Annotated in this window: 18 protein-coding genes and 2 pseudogenes; 3 read left to right on the forward strand and 17 right to left on the reverse strand. The window is 72.1% G+C overall.

Annotation, left to right across the window (positions count from 1 at the left end; genetic code table 11):
- Positions 1–29 precede the first annotated feature (29 nt).
- The 4 genes from C5H89_RS17035 to tmk are packed head-to-tail and all read right to left on the reverse strand — an operon-like array spanning position 30 to position 3949.
- Positions 30–491: a TspO/MBR family protein gene (locus C5H89_RS17035; protein ID WP_104108174.1), complete on the reverse strand. Its 462-nt coding sequence runs from the start codon at positions 489–491 to the stop codon at positions 30–32.
- Positions 492–525: 34 nt separating this feature from the next.
- Positions 526–2082 (reverse strand): alpha/beta hydrolase, encoded by a 1557-nt coding sequence (locus C5H89_RS17040; RefSeq protein ID WP_104108175.1) that lies wholly within the window; start codon positions 2080–2082, stop codon positions 526–528.
- Positions 2079–3260, reverse strand: coding sequence for a DNA polymerase III subunit delta' (locus C5H89_RS17045; RefSeq protein ID WP_104108176.1), 1182 nt, complete (start codon positions 3258–3260; stop codon positions 2079–2081). Before C5H89_RS17045 ends, C5H89_RS17040 begins: the two co-directional genes overlap by 4 nt.
- Entirely contained in the window at positions 3257–3949 is a 693-nt protein-coding gene (gene tmk, locus C5H89_RS17050; RefSeq protein WP_240181929.1) for a dTMP kinase, read from the reverse strand. The genes C5H89_RS17045 and tmk overlap by 4 nt, the downstream gene beginning before the upstream one ends.
- A gap of 139 nt (positions 3950–4088) precedes the next feature.
- On the opposite strand from tmk, the gene C5H89_RS17055 reads away from it, so the two are divergent.
- Entirely contained in the window at positions 4089–4802 is a 714-nt protein-coding gene (locus C5H89_RS17055) for a hypothetical protein (protein WP_162799439.1), read from the forward strand.
- On the opposite strand, the gene topA is transcribed toward C5H89_RS17055, so the two are convergent.
- From topA to C5H89_RS17080, 5 genes are all read right to left on the reverse strand, one after another.
- The gene (topA, locus tag C5H89_RS17060; RefSeq protein ID WP_104108178.1) at positions 4803–7538 is read right to left on the reverse strand and encodes a type I DNA topoisomerase; all 2736 of its coding nucleotides are present in this window, start codon (positions 7536–7538) and stop codon (positions 4803–4805) included. It abuts the gene before it with no gap.
- A gap of 327 nt (positions 7539–7865) precedes the next feature.
- Positions 7866–9359 (reverse strand): methyltransferase, encoded by a 1494-nt coding sequence (locus C5H89_RS17065; protein ID WP_104108179.1) that lies wholly within the window; start codon positions 9357–9359, stop codon positions 7866–7868.
- Positions 9360–9390: 31 nt separating this feature from the next.
- Positions 9391–9990 (reverse strand): hypothetical protein, encoded by a 600-nt coding sequence (locus tag C5H89_RS17070; protein ID WP_104108180.1) that lies wholly within the window; start codon positions 9988–9990, stop codon positions 9391–9393.
- A 113-nt stretch (positions 9991–10103) separates the two neighbouring features.
- The gene (locus tag C5H89_RS17075) at positions 10104–12431 is read right to left on the reverse strand and encodes a sodium-translocating pyrophosphatase (protein ID WP_104108181.1); all 2328 of its coding nucleotides are present in this window, start codon (positions 12429–12431) and stop codon (positions 10104–10106) included.
- Between the two features lie 177 nt (positions 12432–12608).
- Positions 12609–12944 (reverse strand): STAS domain-containing protein, encoded by a 336-nt coding sequence (locus C5H89_RS17080; protein ID WP_101525596.1) that lies wholly within the window; start codon positions 12942–12944, stop codon positions 12609–12611.
- Positions 12945–13111: 167 nt separating this feature from the next.
- Between C5H89_RS17080 and C5H89_RS17085 the strand changes: the two genes are divergently transcribed.
- Together C5H89_RS17085 and C5H89_RS19410 are read left to right on the forward strand one after the other, a co-directional pair.
- On the forward strand, positions 13112–15415 hold the full coding sequence (locus C5H89_RS17085) for a DEAD/DEAH box helicase (RefSeq protein ID WP_104108182.1): 2304 nt from the start codon (positions 13112–13114) through the stop codon (positions 15413–15415).
- A gap of 9 nt (positions 15416–15424) precedes the next feature.
- Positions 15425–15718, forward strand: a complete 294-nt coding sequence (locus tag C5H89_RS19410; protein ID WP_240181946.1) for a hypothetical protein — start codon at positions 15425–15427, stop codon at positions 15716–15718.
- Between the two features lie 60 nt (positions 15719–15778).
- On the opposite strand, the pseudogene C5H89_RS19530 reads toward C5H89_RS19410, so the two are convergent.
- The 8 genes and pseudogenes from C5H89_RS19530 to C5H89_RS19195 form a co-directional block, all read right to left on the reverse strand.
- Positions 15779–16159 (reverse strand): annotated as a pseudogene (locus C5H89_RS19530) (Rv3654c family TadE-like protein); the annotation flags it as partial.
- Positions 16156–16512: a TadE family protein gene (locus tag C5H89_RS17095; protein ID WP_104108183.1), complete on the reverse strand. Its 357-nt coding sequence runs from the start codon at positions 16510–16512 to the stop codon at positions 16156–16158. The pseudogene C5H89_RS19530 and the gene C5H89_RS17095, both read right to left, overlap by 4 nt.
- Entirely contained in the window at positions 16509–16697 is a 189-nt protein-coding gene (locus C5H89_RS17100) for a DUF4244 domain-containing protein (protein WP_104108184.1), read from the reverse strand. Before C5H89_RS17100 ends, C5H89_RS17095 begins: the two co-directional genes overlap by 4 nt.
- Positions 16698–16876: 179 nt before the next feature.
- Positions 16877–17251, reverse strand: a complete 375-nt coding sequence (locus C5H89_RS17105; protein WP_104108185.1) for a DUF1330 domain-containing protein — start codon at positions 17249–17251, stop codon at positions 16877–16879.
- 50 nt (positions 17252–17301) lie between these two features.
- Positions 17302–18675 (reverse strand): hypothetical protein, encoded by a 1374-nt coding sequence (locus tag C5H89_RS17110; RefSeq protein WP_162799440.1) that lies wholly within the window; start codon positions 18673–18675, stop codon positions 17302–17304.
- Positions 18676–18835: 160 nt separating this feature from the next.
- On the reverse strand, positions 18836–19552 hold the full coding sequence (locus C5H89_RS17115) for a type II secretion system F family protein (RefSeq protein ID WP_104108187.1): 717 nt from the start codon (positions 19550–19552) through the stop codon (positions 18836–18838).
- Positions 19549–20331, reverse strand: a complete 783-nt coding sequence (locus C5H89_RS17120; protein WP_104108188.1) for a type II secretion system F family protein — start codon at positions 20329–20331, stop codon at positions 19549–19551. Before C5H89_RS17120 ends, C5H89_RS17115 begins: the two co-directional genes overlap by 4 nt.
- Positions 20328–20560: pseudogene (locus tag C5H89_RS19195) on the reverse strand (pilus assembly protein CpaF); the annotation flags it as partial. The gene C5H89_RS17120 and the pseudogene C5H89_RS19195, both read right to left, overlap by 4 nt.

The following is a 20560-nucleotide window of genomic DNA, read 5'->3' on the forward strand; positions in this document are numbered from 1 at the left end:
AAGCGAAATCCCCCGCACCGTGGTCCGACTCAGCGGTTGCGACGCCACAGCTCGGCGTTGAGAGCGGTGGCGAAACCGGTCCAGGCGGCGTACGGGACCAGTGCGGCTGCGCCGAGCTTGTCGTGCTTGGCGGTCTCGGAGACCAGCGCCACGTTGAGCACGTCCAGGGCCAGGATCACCGCCAGCCCGCCCGCTGGCGACTGACGGGTGAAGAACGCCCAGTTCCAGCCCGCGTTCAGGGTCAGGTTGGCCACGGTCAGTGCCAGCAGACGCTTGTCGTCCCCTGTGTCCCGGGCCTTGTCGAGCCCGCGGCCGGTGCCCCACGCGATCAGCGAGTAGAGCGGGGTCCAGGCCACCGGGAAGGCAGCCGGGGGCGGCTGCCAGGACGGCTTGTCCAGCTTGGCGTACCAGCGGGTGTCGGTCTTCACCCCGAGGCTGCCGACGCCGGCAGCCGCTGCGGACAGGACGGAGGAGACGAGGAAGGAGCGCATGGGCTGCGGTGCCCGACGCGGGCGCCGGCCAAACTCAGCAGGAGACCTCGCCCTGGGGCACCACGTCGTCGAGCAGGTAGTCCTCGACCACCTCGTCCACGCACGAGTTGCCGGCGTTGTACCCGGTGTGGCCGTCGCCGTCGCGCCGCACCAGGACGCCGGACTCGAGCTGGTCGGCCAGCGTCTCGGCCCACTCCATCGGGGTGGCCGGGTCCCGCGTCGTGCCGATCACCAGGATCGGCGCCGCCCCGGACCCGTCGATCTCCAACGGCTCGGCCGGCTCGCCGACGAACCCCTCGCAGCCGATCAGGCCCCAGGCGAAGACCCGCCCGAAGGTCGGCGAGACCTTGTCGAAGGCGGCGTACTCCTGGGGGATCTGGTCCGCAGGCACGGACGAGGGGTCGTCGAGGCAGTTGATGGCGTAGATCGCCTCGGAGGAGTTGTCGGTGTAGCCGTCGGGCCCGCGCGAGGAGTAGAGGTCCGAGAGCTCCATCAGCGCGTCGCCCCGGCCCTCGATGGCCTGCCGCAGCGCGGAGGAGAGCAGCGGCCAGTAGCTGCGGTTGTAGAGCGGCGCGACGATGCCGTAGAAGGCGTTGCCCACGGTCAGCTCCCGGTCACCCGAGGTGGGCAGCGGCTTGCGGTCGATGTCCGCGAGCAGCTTCTTGATCCGGGCCAGTCCCTGCTCGACGGTGTCGCCGAGGAAGCAGTCGCCGCTCTCGACACAGTCGCTGACGTAGGACCGGATCGCCAGCTCGAAGCCCCCGGCCTGTCCCAGGCTCAGCTCGCGGCTGGTGGCGGAGACGTCCACCGCCCCGTCGAGCACCATGCGACCCACCCTCTCGGGGAACAGCTCGGCGTAGGTGGCGCCCAGCTTGGTGCCGTAGGAGGCGCCGAAGTAGTCCAGCTCGGACTCCCCCAGGGCCGCCCGGAGCACGTCCATGTCGCGGGCGGCCTCCACGGTGCTCACGTGGTTGGCCAGGTCGCCGGACCGCTTGGCGCAGCCCTGGCCGAGCCTGTCGGCCCAGTCCAGGAACTCCTGCTCCTCGGCCGGCTCGTCGGGGTCCGGGTCGCTGGCCAGGTAGGCGTCCAGCTCGGTGTCGCTCAGGCAGTCCACCGGGTTGCTGCGTCCGGTGCCGCGGGGGTCGAAGCCGACGATGTCGAAGTACCGGCGCAGCGGCTCGCGGAAGACCAGGCTCGCCTGCGCGGCGTACTCGGTGCCGGGGGCACCGGGACCGCCGGGGTTGACCACCAGCGACCCGACCCGGCGCTCCTGGTCTCCGGCAAGCACCTTGAGCAGCGCGATGTCGAGCTCCTTGCCCCCGGGCTCGTCGTAGTCCATCGGCACCTTCAGCCAGCCGCACTCGAAGCCCTGCCCGCACCCGGACCACTCCACCTGCTGGGTGTAGTACGGCGCGAGGTCCGGCTCGGGTGCGTCGGTGGCCCCTGCGGAGTCCGCCTCCGAGGCCGGAGGGCGTTGCGGGGCGGCGATCGTCTCGGACTGCTGGTCGTCCTCGGTCAGCAGGTAGAGGCTGACCAGGACGGTGCCGAGCACCAGGGCGAGGACGCAGACCAGCGCGACGATGCGCTTCACGAGGACCTGCTCCCGTCCAGTCGCAGTGCGACCATCATCGACTCCAATGCCATCACGGGTGGGACGTTGAACTCCAGCATCTGCTCACGCGCGGTGAAGATGGCCTCGATGCGCCGCAGGTGCTCCTCGGGGCTGGACTTGCGGGCCAGCAGCGCGATGTCGGCGCGGATCTCCTCGTTGACCAGCGAGCCCGGGGCTCCGACCTTCATCGCGATCGCGTCGCGGTAGACCGAGACCAGGTCCATCAGGCCGCGGTCGACCACGTCGAGCACGCGACGCTTGGCGCGGGTCTTCTGCGCCTTCTCCAGGTCGCGCAGGGCGGGGGCGTACTCCTTGGGCCGCTTGCCGCGCCCCTCCACCCCGTAGGAGCGGTCCAGCTCGGACTTCTCCCGCGCGTCCAGCACCGAGCAGAGGTCCTCCGCCTCGGCCTTCGCCAGCTCGTGCAGGTTGCTGGCGGCGTTCATGGCCGAGCCGAGCGAGGTCAGCCGGGCCGGCCAGCGGACCATCTCGTTGCGCCGGTTGCGGGTGGCCTCGTCGCGCGCCAGCGCCCGGGCCCGACCGATGTGTCCCTGGCTGGCGCGCGCGGCGTGGGCCGCGAGCGGTTCGGGCACCCCTTCGGTGCGGACCAGGAACGCCGCCACGTCGGCGGCCACCGGGGTGGTCAGGGTGACCAGACGGCAACGCGAGCGGATCGTGACCAGCACGTCCTCGGCGGTGGGGGCGCACAGCAGCCACATGGTCCGGGGGTTCGGCTCCTCGATGGCCTTCAGCAGCGCGTTGCAGGCCTGGTCGGTGAGCCGGTCCGCGTCCTCGATGATCATGATCTGCCAGCGCCGACCGTTGGGGGAGAGCGCGGACTTGCGGACCAGGTCGCGCACCTGGCCGACCCCGATGGAGAGCTGCTCGGTCTGCACCAGCGTCACGTCGGCATGGGTCTTGCTCAGCACCGTGTGGCAGGCATGGCAGGCGCCGCACCCGCCGCGCTCGCACTGCAGCGCGCCGGCGAAGGCGAGCGCCGCGTTGGACCGACCCGACCCCGGCGGGCCGGTGAAGAGCCAGGCGTGGGTCATGCCGTCGCCTGCGGCGGCACGGCTCAGCAGCTCGATCACGTGGCGCTGCCCCACCAGGGTGTCCCACACCGCGGTGGCCCCGGGCGCCGGGACGGTCGTGGTGCTCATGGCCTGCTCCCGGTCGCCTGGCTCTGGGGCGCCCGGGTCTGGGTCGCCTGGTCCAGCAGGGGCGCCAGCCGCTCCAGGATCGCGACGCCGATGTCGGCCACCGGGAGCCGGGCGTCGAGCACCAGGTAGTGCTCGGGGTCGGCCTGCGCCATCTCCAGGAAGGCCGCACGCACCCGCTGGTGGAACTCCAGCGACTGGCCCTCGATGCGGTCCCGCCCGGTGAACCGGCCCAGGCCCACCTGGGGCGCCAGGTCCAGCATGACCGTCAGGTGCGGCCGCAGTCCGTGGGTGGCCCAGCGCATCACCGGCTCGACCTCGGCGGCGCTCAGGTCGCGCCCGGCGCCCTGGTAGGCCAGGGCGGAGTCGACGTAGCGGTCGGTGATGACCACCTCGCCCCGGGCCAGGGCCGGAAGGACCACGGTGTCGACGTGCTCGGCCTTGTCGGCGGCGTAGATGAGCGCCTCCGTCCGGTCGGACAGGTCGCCGGTGGCCGGATCGAGCACGATCCGGCGCAGCTGCCCGCCCACGGCGGTGTCGCCCGGCTCGAAGGTCAGCACCACGGCGTACCCCTGGGCGGTCAGCCAGTCGCGCAGGGCGCGGGACTGGGTGGACTTGCCGGCACCCTCTCCGCCCTCGAAGCAGACGAAGACCCCGCTCTTGGCGAAGACGGGCAGCGCAGGTGAGGTCACAGGCACAGCCTACGGTCGGCCAGCGACGCCTCTGCTGCTCGGCGGCGACATCCACCCGAACGGCGTCGGTTTCAACCCGCCGGTGACGGGGTAGACGCGGGACACTCACCTCGTCGCCGAAAGGGCTCCCATGCCTAGGTTGTTGCGTCCCTCCACCGTCCTGGTCGCCTCCGTGCTCGGTCTGGGGGCCCTTGGCGCCCCCGTCCAGGCAGACCCCACGACCGTCAGCGTGAGCGTGGGTCCGGGTGTGCTCTACGACGGTTGCACCGACCACCCGATCAACTACTCGGTGGCCCCGCCGCTGGACGCCTACTCCTGGTCGTTGCAGCTGGTCTTCCAGGCTCCGGACGGCACCAGCGCCGGCAGCGCCTACATCAGCAAGGGTGACCCCACGACCGGGGTGGAGACCAAGCAGTTCTGCCCCGGGGACGAGCTCCCGGGCACCTACTCGGTGACCGGGACCTACACGGTCATGCCGCGGTCGGGCAACACGCCCGCCACCGCGATCACTCCCTTCACCTTCGACCTCCGGCTGCCCACCACCCAGGTCACGGCCAAGGCCTCGGAGAAGAAGCCGAAGGTCGGCAAGCAGGTGAAGGTGCGCGTCACGGTCTCCGACGAGCGCCCCTCGGGTGGCCTCTTCGGCACCAGCGGCGCCAAGGTCCAGTTGCAGCGCAAGAAGGGCGCCAAGTGGGTCTCGGTCGCCGGGGCCAACGGCTACACCAAGAGCTCCGGCAAGGCGCTGCTGAAGTTCAAGCAGAAGTGGAAGGGCAAGACCACGTTCCGGGTCGTCGCGGACCTGGACGACCTGGGCAGCGGCACCTCCAGCGCCTTCAAGCTGCGCGGCCGCTGATCAGGCCTTCTTGGCCGTGGCCTTCGTGGTCTTCTTCGCCGTGGTCTTCTTGGCGGCCGTCTTCTTCGCCGTGGTCTTCTTGGCGGCCGTCTTCGCCGTCGCCTTCTTGGCCGGCGCCTTCTTCGCCCCCTTCTTGACCGCCTTCTTCGCGGGCCCGCGCTCGCGGCGCTCGGCGAGCAGCTCGGCGGCCCGCTCCAGGGTGATCGCGTCCACCGTGTCCTCCTTGCGGAGGGTGGCGTTGTACTCCCCGTCGGTCACGTACTCGCCGAAGCGACCCGCCTTGACCACCACCGGCTGTCCGGAGACCGGGTCGTTGCCCAGCTCCTTCAGCGGTGCCGTCGCCGCGCCGCGGCCCCGGGCCTTGGGCTGGGCGTAGATCGCCTCGGCCTCCTCCAGGGTGATGGTGAGCAGCTTCTCCTCCGACTCGATGGTGCGGGAGTCGGTGCCCTTCTTCAGGTACGGCCCGTAGCGACCGTTCTGCGCGGTGATCTCCACGCCGTCGGCGTCCACGCCCACCACGCGGGGCAGGGACAGCAGCTTCACGGCGTCGTCGAGGGTGACGGTCTCCAGCGACATCGACTTGAACAGCGACCCGGTGCGCGGCTTGGCCGACTTCGGGGCGTCCTCGGGCAGCAGCTCGGTGACGTAGGGCCCGTAGCGACCGTTCTTGGCCACCACCTGCAACCCGGTCTCCGGGTGCACGCCCAGCTCGATCTCCTCGCCCGCGGGGTTGGCCAGCAGCTCCTGGGCCTTCTCCATGGTCAGCTCGTCGGGCGGCAGGTCGTCGGGCACGTTGGCCCGCTTGCCGGCCGGCGCACCGTCGTCGCCCGGGCCCTCGATGTAGGGCCCGTAACGGCCCACCCGCAGGTTGACCCCGGAGTCGGGTCCGCCGATCGGGAAGGTCGCCAGCTCGCGGGCGTCGATGTCGCCCAGCCCGGTGACCAGCGGGTGCAGCCCGTCGACGCGGTCCGAGCCGTAGTAGAACTCGGCCAGCTCGCTGACCCGGTCCTTGCGGCCCGCGGCGATCTCGTCGAGGCGGTCCTCCATGTCGGCGGTGAACTCGTAGGAGATGTGGCGCGGGAAGTGCTCCTCCAGCAGCCGGATCACCGAGAAGGCGATCCAGGCCGGCACCAGGGCGGTGCCCTTCTTGTAGACGTAGCCGCGATCGATGATCGTCTTGATGATCGAGGCGTACGTCGAGGGGCGACCGATCTCGCGGTCCTCGAGCTCCTTGATCAGCGTCGCCTCGGTGTAGCGCGAGGGAGGCTTGGTCTCGTGGCCGTTGGCGGTCACCGACGCGGCGCTGACGCCGGCGCCCTCGACCAGGGCGGGCAGCCGCGTCTCCTGGTCGTCGCGCTTGGCGTCGGAGTCGTCCAGGCCCTCGACGTAGGCCTTGAGGAAGCCGTGAAAGGTGATGACGCGGCCACTGGCGGCGAAGACCACGTCCTCGCCGGTCGAGGCGGCGCCGCCCAGGCGCACCGAGACGGACTGGCCGACCGCGTCCTTCATCTGCGAGGCCACGGTGCGCATCCAGATCAGCTCGTAGAGCCGGAACTGGTCGCCGGTGAGACCCGTCTGGGCGGGGGTGCGGAAGGACTCCCCGGCAGGGCGGATCGCCTCGTGCGCCTCCTGGGCGTTCTTCACCTTGGTGGTGTAGGTGCGGGGCGCGTCGGGGAGGTACTCCGCGCCGTACAGCTCGCGGACCTGGTCCCGGGCCGCGCCGATGGCACCGGCCGACAACGTGGTGGAGTCGGTACGCATGTAGGTGATGAAGCCGTTCTCGTACAGCCGCTGCGCCACCGACATCGCCACCGAGGCGGTCATCCCGAGCTTCCGTCCGGCCTCCTGCTGGAGGGTGGTGGTGCGGAACGGTGCGTACGGCGAGCGCTTGTAGGGCTTGGACTCCACCGAGCGCACGGTGTACGCGGTGTCGTACAGGCCGGCGACGAGCGCCTCGGCCGCCTTGCGGTCCAGGTGGACGACGGAGTCGGCGGACTTGAGCACGCCGTCGGGGCCGAAGTCGGAGCCGCGGGCGACCCGCTTGGCGTCGATCGAGTGCAACCGGGCGGGGAACATCCGCTGCGCGTGCTCCGCACCGGCGTCGAAGGTGCCCTCGAGGTCCCAGTAGGTGGCCTGCTTGAACTGCATCCGCAGCCGCTCGCGGTCCACGACCAGCCGGGTGGCCACCGACTGCACCCGACCGGCGGAGAGGCCGGACATGACCTTCTTCCACAGCACCGGGGAGACCTCGTAGCCGTAGAGGCGGTCCAGGATCCGCCGCGCCTCCTGGGCCTCCACGAGGTCCATGTCGATCTCGCGCGGGTTGTCGGCCGCCGCCAGGATCGCCGGCTTGGTGATCTCGTGGAAGACCATCCGCTTGACCGGGATGCCCTTGGGCTTGAGCTCGTCGAGGAGGTGCCACGCGATGGCCTCGCCCTCACGGTCCTCATCGGTGGCCAGGAAGAGCTCGTCGGCGTCCTTGAGCAGGCCCTTGAGCTTGCTGATGTGGCTCTTCTTGTCGCGGGGCACGACGTAGTAGGGCTCGAAGCCGTTCTCCACGTCGACGCCCAGGCGTCCCCAGGACTTGTCCTTGATCTTGGCCGGGGTGTCGGCGGCGCTCTGGGGCAGGTCCCGGATGTGACCGATGGAGGACTCGACCACGTATCCGGAGCCGAGGTACCCACCGATGGTGCGTGCCTTGGCGGGGGACTCCACGATGACCAGCTTGTGTGCCACTTGTTTCCTAGCTCCTCAGGTCGCCCCAGACGGGACTCAGCGCCGACACGGTAGCGCGCCCTGGCCGGGTTTCCGTCAGGAGCGTCCGCAGGCAGGCACCCCTTGGTCCTGATAGGGGCTATGCCGAATTGATGATTCAGGCTCCGCTTACCCCCAGCCTGACATAGACCCGTCTGGCCCGGTCGGGTCATATTGGGATCGGCACCTTCTCCCGGGCGCGCCACGGTACGTACCGTGGCTGGGCGTTCTGGAGGTGTGGGGGCATCAGGACGCGCACCAGGGCCGGGGGTGAGGATGGCGGGTCCGCACTCCCGGCCGCGGCTCCGCTCAGACCTCCAGGAACCCCTGCGCCACCATCTCGGTCAGGGCCGGCAGGTAGGTCCGGCGCAGCTCGCGAGGGTCTGCCTCCAGCAGCGCGCCGACGGCGTCCAGGATCTGTCGCACGGTGAGGTCGCCGTCGCAGGCACCGACGACCGCCGCCTCGACGGTGTCGACCTGTCGGGCCCGGCGCAGCCCACGCTGCTGACGCAGCACGATCGTCTCCGGGTCCTCGGCCCCCGGCTGGCCCTGGGTCTCCTGCCGTACGTCGGTGCGCAGCCTCAGGCGGACCTCGGCCAGGTCGCCGTGGGCCGCGAGCCGCTCCTGCGCCCCGGCCCACTCCCCGATCGCCGGGGCGATCGGCTGCTCCACCTCGTAGGGCCACTCCAGCAGCTCCCGCACCCCGGCCACGCGCGCCGACCGGTGCAGGTTGATCCAGCCGAAGCCCACACCCTCGATGCCCTGGTCGTCGAACCACGACAACCAGGTGTCGTAGCGGCGGGCGTAGTCCGGCGCCCCGTGCAGCCCGGCGTCCTTGAGCCACAGCTCGACGTACGAGGCGGGGTCCAGCACCTCCCGCTGGACCACCAGCGCCGCACAGTCCTCGCTGAGCCACTCCGCCAGGCGCTCGTCCCAGGTGCGGTCGCGGGTGATGACCCAGTTGGCCAGCACCTGGCACCAGCCGCCGTCGTTGAGCAGCTCCGGGGCCCGGCGCACGATGTCCTCGACCACGCGGTCCCCGGGCAGCCCGGAGTCGCGGTAGACCAGCCGCTCACCGGTCGCCGGGGAGATCACGAACGGCGGGTTGGTGGCGATCAGGTCGAAGCGCTCGCCGGCCACCGGCTCGAAGAACGAGCCCTCCCGTACGTCGATCCGGTCCGCACCGCTCGCGCTGGCGGGGACGGCGTTGAGCTCGGCGTTGAACCGGGTCATCCACAGCGCCCGGGTGTTCACGTCGGTGGCGACCACGGTGTCGCTGTGCCGGGCCAGGTGCAGCGCCTGGACCCCGCACCCGGTGCCGAGGTCCAGCGAGCGGCCCACCGGCTCGCGCACGGTCAGCTGGGCCAGCGAGGTGGAGGCCGAGCTGATGCCCAGCACGTGGTCGGTCCCGACCCGGTTGGGGCTGCCGTCCAGACCGGGGGTCAGGTCGCTGACGACCCAGAGGTCGCCGTCGTCGGTGGCGTAGGGGCGTACGTCGAGCCGCGCAGCCACCTCGCCGACCGACTGCTCGACGAGGCCTGCCACCGCCATCCGGTCGACCAGCCCACCCAGGGCCCGCTCAGCCTGCTCCCGGGGGACCGGCACCTGCAGCAGGAAGAGCCGGGTCAGCGTCTCCAGGGGGGAGCCGCCACCGGTGACCCGCAGCCCCGGGGTGGTCTCGTTGCGTCCCAGGGCCGCGTGCGCCTGTGCCCCGAGGAGCTCGGCGACCGCGTCATAGGTGAAGCCGGCCGCGAGCACGGCCGAGCGGAGGTCCCTGGCCAGGGACGTGGCCTTGTTCTGCATGTGCGCATCCTCGCAGAGCCCCCCGCTGTGGCTACTCGGTGCCGGGCTGGGGGGTCGCGCTGCCCATGCCGCTCATCACGCACGCGGTCAGCTCGCTGAACAGCCCGTCCTCGCCGCCGGCCATGGCCTCCTCGCCCTCGACCATCACGGTGACGAAGAACTCGCGCAGGTTGTCCTCGGTCATGGCGTCGGAGACACAGCTCTTGGTCTCCTCGTCCATGGACTCGTCGTCGGCGAAGTCGGCGAGCATCTGCTCGCGGAGGTCCACGCCGCACTTCTCGAAGTTGTCGTAGATCTCCCCGCCCTCGTCCTTGCTGAGCTTCAGCTCGGTGAACTCCAGGCCCTCGGACTCCTTGGCCCACTCCTCAGCGGTGCCGACCTTCTCGAGCCGGTCCACCCCGATCACGTCGACGAACCCCTCGCTGAAGCAGGTGGCCTGCTCCTTGTCCATCGGGGAGTCCTCGCCCTCCGCGAGCGAGGTCGCCATCGCCTCGACGTACGGCTGGGCGCTGTCGCTGGTGCCCTCGCCACCGCTGAAATCGGACGACTTGTCGTCGTCGTCGCCACCACAGGCGGAGAGCACCAGGGCCAGGGCGGGCACGAGCAGCAGCAAGCGGGGGCGAGACTTCATCGAGTGTCCTTGGAATGAGGGATGGGACAGGGCATCGTGCGCGCCCGGCTGCGCCGATCATAGGGACTGGGTCGAGCCGATGGCAGCCCCTGGGCGATTGTCCGCCGTATCGCTCAGGCGGTGTGGTGCGGGGCGAAGGCCGAGGATCCGGTGTCGTCCCCGTCGTCGCTGATGGCGATCTCGCGACGTCCCGAGATCACCACCGCGACCGCGATGACCGCCACGGCGACCAGGGCGATCGCGATGCGTGCGACGTCGTTCTGGTCCTCCCCCACGCTCAGGGAGACCACGGCGCTGGCGATCAGCAGCGAGACCAGGTTCATCACCTTGATCAGCGGGTTGATGGCCGGACCGGCGGTGTCCTTGAACGGGTCGCCGACGGTGTCGCCGATGACGGTCGCCTCGTGGGCCGGGGAGCCCTTGCCGCCGTGGTGGCCGTCCTCGACCAGCTTCTTGGCGTTGTCCCAGGCGCCGCCGGCGTTGGCCAGGAAGACAGCCATCAGCGTGCCCGTGCCGATCGCGCCCGCCAGGAACCCGGCGAGCGCGGTGACGCCGAGCCCGAAGCCCACCGCGACCGGGGCGAGCACCGCGAGGAGACCGGGGGTGACCAGCTCCCGCAGGGAGTCGCGGGTCACGATGTCCACGACCTTGCCGTACTCCGGGCGGGCGGTGCCCTCCATGATCCCGGGGATCTCGCGGAACTGGCGGCGCACCTCGTAGACCACCGCGCCGGCGGCCCGGCCGACGGCGTTGATCGCCAGCCCGGAGAACAGGAAGACCACCGCGGCTCCGAGCAGCACCCCGACCAGGACCGCGGGGTTGTACACCGCGAAGCTGAGCAGGTTCTGCTCGTCCAGCGTCGGCTTGGCCTCGACCAGCGCGTCGGCCACCGAGGTGGCGTAGGAGCCGAACAGCGCGGTCGCCGCCAGCACCGCGGTGGCGATGGCGATCCCCTTGGTGATGGCCTTGGTGGTGTTGCCCACCGCGTCCAGCTCGGTGAGGATCTGGGCGCCCTCGGGGCTGACGTCGCCCGACATCTCCGCGATGCCCTGGGCGTTGTCGGAGACGGGGCCGAAGGTGTCCATCGCGACGATCACCCCGACCGTGGTGAGCAGTCCGCAGCCGGCCAGTGCGACCGCGAACAGCGAGACGGTCAGGGTGGCCCCACCGAGCAGGTAGGCCCCGAAGACGGCCGTGCCGATCACCAGGGTGGTGTAGACCGCGGACTCGAAGCCCACCGAGAGGCCGGACAGGATGACGGTGGCCGCGCCGGTCAGCGAGGTCTTGCCGACGTCCTTGACGGGACGGTGCTCGGTGCCGGTGTAGTAGCCGGTCAGGGCCAGGATGCCGGCCGCCATCACGATGCCGATGACGACCGCCGCGGAGGCGATCAGCCGAGGGTCGCCCGAGGCGCCGGCGATGTCCGTGCCGGTGGCGTTGCTCAGCTCGCCGAAGCTGCTGGGCAGGTAGAGGTAGGACAGGACCACCGATGCGACCGCGCCCACGGAGGCGGAGACGTAGAAGGCCCGGTTGATGGTGGCGAGGCCGTTCTCGTCGGCGCGGGGGCGGGTGATGTAGACACCGAGCACCGCGGTCAGCGCGCCGATCGCGGGGATCAGCAGCGGGTAGACCAGGCCCTGGTCACCGAAGGCCTGGGAGCCCAGGATGAGCGCGGCCACCAGGGTCACGGCGTACGACTCGAAGAGGTCGGCGGCCATGCCGGCGCAGTCACCGACGTTGTCGCCCACGTTGTCGGCGATCGTGGCGGCGTTGCGCGGGTCGTCCTCGGGGATGCCCTGCTCGACCTTGCCGACCAGGTCTGCCCCGACGTCGGCGGCCTTGGTGAAGATGCCGCCGCCGACCCTCATGAACATCGCCAGCAGGGCGGCACCGAAGCCGAACCCCTCCAGCACGTGGGGCGCCTCGTCACGGAAGATCAGCACCACCGAGCTGGCGCCGAGCAGGCCGAGGCCCACCGTGGCCATGCCGACGAAGGCGCCGGTCCGGAAGCCGATCGTCATCGCGGTCTCGCGACCCTCGTTGTCGGCGGCGGCGGCGACCCGGAGGTTGGCGCGGACCGCGAGCGACATGCCGAGATACCCGATGGCTGCTGAGAACCCCGCACCCAGCAGGAAGAAGATCGACCTGCCCACGCGCACCGACATCTCGTCCGCGGGCAGGGCGAGCAGGGCCAGGAAGGCGATGACGGCGAAGACCGCCAAGGTCCGGAACTGCCGCGTCAGGTAGGCGTTCGCGCCCTCCTGGACCGCCTGGGCGATCGCGCGCATCGGGGCGGTCCCCTCGCCTGCGGACAGCACCTGCCTGCGGAACACCGCTGCCATGGCGAGCGCGGCCAGCGCGATCACGAGCACCACGACGACGAGGGTGAGATTGCCGCCGGAGAGCTCCGGCTCGGCGAGGAAAGGAACGGTCCCGAGCATGCGCGTCCTCCATCGGTTCGCGGTGAGCGATCGAGGCGGAGTCTACGCAGATGTGAGCGCTCTCACGCGACCTGATGTGACGTGGGTCACATCAGGTCGCCGATAGTCGAGCACAACGACCGAACCGCCCGTCCCGAAGGGACAGGCGGCGAGGTACGGCGCAGAGTCGCGGGCAGGTCAGCCGGCGAGGGCACTCTGCTGGTCGTCGTGGATCGCGAAGACCTTGGCCAGGCCGGTGATCCGGAAGATCTTCAGCAGTCGGTCCTGGTGGCACACCAGCGCCAGCGAGCCGTCGTGGGCACGGACCTTCTTCAGGCCACCCACCAGCACACCGAGACCGGTGGAGTCCAGGAACTCCACGTCTGCCAGATCGATGACGATGTCGTAGACACCGGCCGCGACGAGCTCGGTGATCTTGTCCCGCAGCTTGGGGGCGGTGTAGACGTCGATCTCGCCCCCGACCGCGACGACGGTCTTGCCGTCGACATCGCGCGTCACAAGAGTCAGGTCCACGTCGCTTACTCCTCGACCTTCCCGGGGGTTCATGCCGGGGACAGTACGTCCCCATGCCTGGTGCGCAAGATATCAAACCACGGCTGGCACCTATGTCGGCGCCACTTGTCACACTTGTGGACGTGACAGTCGCAACCACCGGCCTGGCCTCGACCACGGCATCGCACATGGGTGAGGTCGTCTCGCGCCTTGGGCACGTGCCGGGCCGGGAGGACAGGCTGCGCCACGTGCAGGCGCTGCCACGGCGGGAGGCCGTCTTCGAGGAGTGGCCCGACTGGACTCACCCCGTGGTGCGGGCGGCCTACGAGCGCCGCGGGATCACCACTCCCTGGCGGCACCAGGTGGCCGCCGCCGACGCGGTGTGGGCCGGGCAGCACGTCGTGCTCGCGACGGGCACGGCCTCGGGCAAGTCGCTGGCCTACCAGCTGCCCGCGCTCTCCCGGGTGCTGGCGCGGCGCGGCTCCCGCGACGAGCGGGGTGCCGGGGTGCTGTACCTCTCCCCCACCAAGGCCCTGGCCAACGACCAGCTGACCGGACTTCTCGCCCTCGACACCGGGGTCCGCGCCACGACGCACGACGGCGACAGCACCCGGGAGATGCGCGACTGGGCCCGCGACCACGCCGAGTACGTCCTGACCAACCCGGACATGCTGCACCGCTCGCTGCTTCCTGCTCACCAGCGCTGGGCCCGGTTCCTGGCCAAGCTGGAGATCGTGGTGATCGACGAGTGCCACCACTACCGGGGGGTGTTCGGGGCGCACGTCGCCCACGTGCTGCGCCGACTCCGGCGCGTGTGCGCGCTGTACGGCGCGTCGCCGACCTTCGTGCTGCTCTCCGCGACGGTGGCCGAGCCCGAGGAGGCTGCCCGACGGCTGACCGGTCTGGACGTGCTGCCGCTGACCGCGGACCACTCCCCGCGCGGCGAGGTGTCGGTGGCGCTGTGGGAGCCCCCGCTGACCTCCTTCGCCGGCGAGAACGGGGCCCCGGTACGCCGTGCCGCGTCCTCGGAGACCGCGGACCTGCTCGCCGACCTGGTGGCGGAGGGAGTGCGCACCCTGGCTTTCATCCGGTCCCGGCGCGGCGCCGAGCAGGTGGCGGTGCGGACCGCGGACCTCCTTGCCGAGGTGGACCCATCGCTCCCGGGCCGGGTGGCCGCCTATCGCGGCGGATACCTGCCCGAGGAGCGCCGGGCACTGGAGTCGTCGCTGCGCCGGGGCGACCTGATCGGCCTCGCCGCCACGAACGCCCTGGAGCTGGGGATCGACATCCGCGGGCTGGACGCGGTGCTGCTGGCGGGGTTCCCCGGGACCCGTGCCGCGATGTGGCAGCAGATCGGCCGGGCCGGGCGCGACGGGCAGGACGCGCTCGCGGTGCTGGTCGCCCGTGACGACCCCCTGGACACCTACCTCGTCTCGCACCCGCAGATGCTGCTCGGCGCACCGGTGGAGGCGACGGTCTTCGACCCCGACAACCACTACGTGCTGGCGCCCCACCTGTGCGCGGCGGCCCACGAGTCACCGCTGACCGAGGCCGACCTGCCGCTCTTCGGGCCGCAGGCGCGGATCGCGGTCGACGGCCTCACCGCCGCCGGCATGCTCCGGCGCCGGCCCCACGGCTGGTTCTGGACCGACCGGAGGAGACCCAGCGACCTCACCGACATCCGATCGACCGGAGGCCAGGCCTTCCAGCTGGTCGAGGAGGAGAGCGGGCGGGTGGTCGGCACGGTCGACGCGAGCAGCGCGCACGGCACGGCGCACCCCGGCGCCGTCTACCTGCACCGGGGCGAGACCTGGTTGGTCTCCGAGCTGGACCTGGACGAGCACGTCGCGATGATCGGACGTGCCCACGTCGACTACTCCACCTCCGCCCGGGAGACGACCGAGATCAGCGTGGTGTCGGAACGGGAGCACCAGCGCTGGGGCGACTGCCGGCTGGTGCTGGGCGAGGTGGACGTCACCCACCAGGTGGTCTCCTTCCTCAAACGACGCCAACCCAGCGGCGAGGTGATGGCGGAGGAGCCGCTGGACCTGCCCCCGCGGAGCCTGCGCACCACCGCGGTGTGGTGGAGCGTGCCCGACCACGCGCTGGAGGCCGCGGGACTGGAGACCGCCGAGCTGCCTGGCGCGGCGCACGCCGCCGAGCACTGCTCCATCGGCCTGCTCCCGCTCTTCGCCACCTGCGACCGGTGGGACATCGGCGGCGTCTCCACCGCCCGCCACCCCGACACCGGGGTGCTCACCGTCTTCGTGCACGACGGACACCCCGGCGGCGCCGGTTTCGCCGAGCGCGGGTTCCACGCGGCCCGCGCCTGGCTGACCGCGACCCGCGACACCATCGCGGCCTGCGAATGCCTCGAAGGGTGCCCCTCGTGCATCCAGTCCCCCAAGTGCGGCAACCAGAACAACCCCCTGGACAAGGCCGGTGCCCTGCGGCTGCTGGAGCTCCTTCTCGGCGGGCCGCACTGCGAGTAGGTTCTACTCATGGTGATTCTCGGTCTGGTCTTCGTCGCCGTCGGCGTCCTGGCCATCCTGTCGGCCACCTTCGTCAGCGAGGGCAACGCGGAGCTGCTCGGCATGGACCTCAGCGCCCTGGCCATCTTCCTGGTGGGCGTCGCCGCAGGCGCCTGCGTGATCTGTGGCCTCAGCATCCTGAAGTGGGGGACCAAGCGCGGGCTCGCCAGCCGGCGCGAGCAGAAGGAGCTGCGCGAGCTCCACGCCAAGCTCGAGCGCGTGGAGGGTGAGCGCCACGGGGAGCACCCCACCTCCGAGGGCTGATCCTGGAACCAGGGGACCTTGGGCCCCGGAGCCGACACCGGAGCCGCTGGGGCCAGCGCGGGCGCGAGCCGTCAGGTCCCCGCCGTGTCCCCGCAGCCGCGGCCCCTGGACCGAGACCTGGACCACCAGCTCCTGTCCCGAGACGATGCAGCCCTGCATCGTGGCGCCGTTGGCGACCACCACCTCCGCGGCTGCGGCGCAGCCGTCCCCACCCTGCTGGAGGACGGCCGCGCCGGCGAGCGCGCCGAGGTCGGCAGCGGACTGGGCGATCCGGTGCCGGTGCACCATGGTCGCGGCCGTGCTCAGCGCGACGGCCACCAGCACCAGCACCGAGACCATGGTGAGGACCAGCATCGACGCCGCACCCCGCTCGTCACGGCCCGGCTCGTCACGGCCCGGCTCGTCACGGCCCCGCTCGCGCCCCGGTTCGACCGTGCTCACGGCGCCTCGGTCAAGGTGACCGCCTCCGCCTCCAGCCGGGCTCCGGGCAGTCGGGCGAAGAGACCGCCGGGGCCTGCCAGGCGTCCCTCGACCCGGACCACCACGTGGCTGTTGCTGCGCGAGACGACGATCCGGGACCCGTCCGGGGCCACGGCGCGGCCGGCTGCCACCGCCGCGGCCTCGGAGTCGCCGCGCGCCATCGCGCGCGCGGTCTCCCGGGCGGCATCCACGGTGCGGACCTGGGCCATGGCCACCGCCAGCAACCAGACCAGACCGACCGTGAGCGCCGTCAGGAGAGGCAGCCCCAGGGCGAGCTCGGCGGTGACCGCGCCACGTTCGCAGCGCCGTCTCACCCGATGCCCAGCAACGACAGGACGTGGTCGAAGAGGGTCTTGAGGAGCTTGTCACCGAACCCGCCGGTGACCAGCTTGTAGAGCACCCCCGCGAGCCCGGCGCCCGCCGCCGTGCCGACGGCGTACTCCGCCGTGGTGATGCCCTGCTCGCCGGTGCTGCCCTGCTCGTCGTGGAACCTGTTCATGCGACCTCCCGATGTCGAGCCACGTGGTGTGGCCTGGTGACACCAGCCTCGGGGCGCACCGGGCCCCCGAGCGGGGCCAGTGCTGCGGCCTGTGGACAGGCGGGCAGGAAGTGCCCCCTGTGGAGGACTGGGCGACGATTCCGCCTCTCCACCCGGCCCGAAACGAGGGGCGGTGCGGGTCAGTCCGGACGGGCCACGGCGATGACCGTGGTGGGCTGGAGCACGGCCTCGCTCAGCGCCCGGGCCCGCAGCTGGGCGACCTCGGCGTACGCCTCGTCGTCGGCCATCGCGCAGAATGCCGCGGGCGAGGGGTACCAGACCAGCATCACCGCGTCCCAGGACCGCTCCCGGTCCGGGACGAGGGCCGGCAGGCCCTTGCCGAAGAACAGCACCCGCGCTCCCGCCGCCTCGACGAAAGGCTCGGCACGGCGGAGGTAGTCGGTGTAGAGCTCCCGTCCGCCCTCGGCGTACCGGAGGAGGTTGAGCATCACGAAGGGCCGGTCGGGCGCCTCGTCCAGGAACTGCTGCAGGTCGTGCGGGGTGGGGTCAACCATCCGGGCTCCTCGGTGTCGCGCCACGGGCCGGGCGCCCAGGGTGCGCGGCGTCAGCCCGTGGCCTGCTCGGAGGAGAGCGTCGCAGGCCGTGGGTCGAGCGCGGCCAGAACCCCTCGGCGCACCCCCACCGCCACCGTGGCCATCCAGGCCGAGCAGATGGGCGTGTCCGGGTGCCGGGCCTCCAGCAGCGCGCCGGAGGACAGGCAGCTGATCGCGGCGTGCACCTGGGCGCCCGCAGGGACGTGCCCCAGGAACCCGTGCGCCTTGCTGGTCCGCCAGCCCTGTCGCGGCACCGCGCGGTGGTCGGCGACCGCCAGCACGAGCTCCGGCTCGACGGGTCGGTCCAGCAACGACCGCACCACCGGCAGCGGCAGCTGCGCCGCCTCGGTCATCTGGTCGAGGACCGCGGTCGTGCGTGCCAGCAGGGTGGCCAGCTCGAGCCCGGGCTCCAGGTCGAGGACGAGGGGTCCGAGCTTGGCGAACCAGCCGACGGCTCCCTCCTGCCCGGGCGGTCGCCCGGGCACCGCCACCAGGGCACGTAGCCGGTTGGGTCCCGGCTCCAGACCCGCGATGGAGGAGAGGAGGAGCGCGAGGAAGATCCGCTCCAGGCTGCTGCCCCAGGAGCGGCTCAGCTCGTCGAGCTCCCGGACCTCGCCGGGGGTGGCCACCGGCATCGTGGTCAGCTCGTGCCCCCACCGTTCACCGCTTCGGACCCCCGAGCTCGGTGGAGCCGGCACAGCCGGCCCGTCCTCCAGCAGGGCGCGCCACCCCGCCAGCCGCGGGTCGTCCGGGCCCACCTCCCGCAGTCGGTCCGCCTCCTCCTGCGCGTGGTCCAGGTGACTGCCCGGCCGCGCCAGGCAGGGGTCGGGGGCGTCTGCCGCGGAGTACGCGTGGTGCAGCAGCGGCAGCTCGTCGGCCGCCGCGTACATCGACTGCACGTCGAACGTCACGTGGTCGAACGCCGCGTAGAGCGTCAGCCCCGCCTCGCTCTCGACGGTGACGAATCCGGCGCGCGGCCACACGTGCGGCTGCGCATGCGAGGCCAGGTGCTCGACCACGGCGGCGTGCGTCTCCTGGACTCCGCTGTAGTGCCCGACCGGCAGCGGCTCGAACTCGACCGTGCCGGGCGACGCCAGCCGCCTGCGGTGCCGCTCGCCGTCGGGGACGTAGTCGCAGCGCAGGCTCTCGTGCCGGTCGAAGAAGCTGGCCAGGGCCGCGGCCACCGACGTGCTGGTCGGCGCCGTCAGGACGACGGAGAAGCCGATCCACGGCGCCTCGGCCGGATCCAGGTACGAGGCTCCGGCACTGGCCAGGAGATGACTCTCCTGGTCCTCGGTCAGGGGCCGCGCGTCCGGCGGTGCCCCTCGTACGGCGCGAACGCAACCAGGTGTCGGCACCCATGCGGTGACGACACCGGGGCGCACGTGAGCCGCGCCTAGATGTGTGGTGCGCATAACCCTGCCTCCCAACCGGGTTCCCCGAACACACGGACATCTTGCGGACACCCGGGAACGGGCCCCTCACTGTCGGGCACCCGGGCAAGAGGTGTCAATGGTCTAGTCCGGCGGACCGCCGTTCTACGACTCACTCCCACGCCAGCTGGGAGACCAGGCCGGCCACCAGCGGGACGATGCCGAGGAGCAGGAACGCAGGGAGCAGGAACAGCCCGAGCGGCAGCGCAGCCCGCACCCCCACGGCACGCGCCCGGTCCTCGATCCCGGCCCGCTCCTCCTCCGCCAGCGCCGTCGCCAGCGCCTCCACGGCCACCAGCACCGAGGCTCCCGTCTGGTGGGCCCGGGCCAGCGCCCGGCCCAGTGGCCCCACCCCGGGATCCTGGCCCAGGTCCGCCCACACCAGGGCCGGGTCGACGCCCAGCTGGAGCCGCGACCGAGTGTCGGCGAAGGCGTCCGCCGCGGCGCCGGGCAGGGCCGTGCAAGCGGCGCCGAGTGCGGCGCCGGGCGGTGCGCCGGACCGCAGTCCCGCCGCGAGCAGGCCGACGAGGTGCGGAAGGTCCCGTGCGGTCTGCTCCCGCGCCCGGCGTACGGCGGCTGGCTCGACGGCGCGCAGCACCCGCCAGCAGCCGATCGCCGCAGCGACGCCCAGCACCGTACCGGCCGGACCACCCACGAACAGCTGGACACCGAGTCCCGCCAGCGCGGAGGCGACCGTGATCGCGGACCTGCGCCCGGACGGGCGGGCACCGGTCTCCGACTGGCGATCTGGCACCCGAGACCCGGTCTCCGGGCCCGGACCGACGAGCAACGCCGCCGTCAGACCGGCGAGCAGCGCGGCGGTGATCATGCGTGCCGCTCCACGCCCTCGGCGATGGCCTCGATCCACCACGTGCCCAGGAACGCCAGGCCCAGACCGCCGACCAGGCAGCCGCCCCCGACCGGGGTCCCCAGGAGGAACGTCCACGGCGCGGTGCCGGCACCCGAGCCGGCCAGCAGCGCCAGCCCGGGCAACGCCACCAGCAGCCGCGCGGTCGCCCGGGCCGAGGCCAGCTCTGAGGCCACCACCCGTCGGGTCGAGCGGGCCGCGCGCAACCCGGCCGCAACCTTGGCCAACGCCTCGCCGAGTCCCTCGCCACTGCGGTGGGCCACCTGCCACGCCGCAGCCACCAGGCGCAGGTCCGGATGTCCGGCACCCCGCAACGCCGCGGGTACGTCGGCTCCGAACCGGCTCGCCCGCACGGCGGGCGTGAGCTCGGGACAAGCCCGGGCCGCGAGCTCCAGCGCGGACTCCGGGGTCCGCCCGGCGGCGAGCTCGTCGGCCAGCACGGTGCAGCCCTCGAGCACCCGGTCCGCCGCGGACAGCGCCGCGGCGCGGGCCCGGCGCTGGCGAACCAGGACCAGGACCCCTCGACCGACGGCGGCCAGCACGGCGGGCACCAGGATGCCGCCCGGGCCCCACACCGCCAGGAGCACCAGCGCCGCGGCGACCACCGCCACCATGCTCGCCACCGGAACCCGACGCCCGTCCGAGTCGGCGCCGGCGACCGCGGGGCGAGGAGGCAGCAGCAGCGCGGCAGCGCAACCCGCCGACACCGCGGTCGAGGCCGCCGCCAGAGCGACGGTCATCCCAGCCTCCGGGCAAGGTCGTCGGCGGCCGGGCCCTCCACGAGCCGGCCGTCGGCGGTGAAGTCCAGGGCGCAGCGCATCCGACCTCCCTCGCTCGTCGGCGAGGGCAGCGCCACCTGGGCGAGTCGGCGTATCCCGTCGCGGCCTCGGACCACGTGCAGCACCAGGTCCACGGCGGCGGCGAGCTGGCTCGCCGCGGCTGCCCGGCCCAGTCCGGCCGCCGCGGCGA

This window comes from Nocardioides sp. 616, assembly GCF_002930065.1.
Classification (GTDB): domain Bacteria; phylum Actinomycetota; class Actinomycetes; order Propionibacteriales; family Nocardioidaceae; genus Nocardioides; species Nocardioides houyundeii.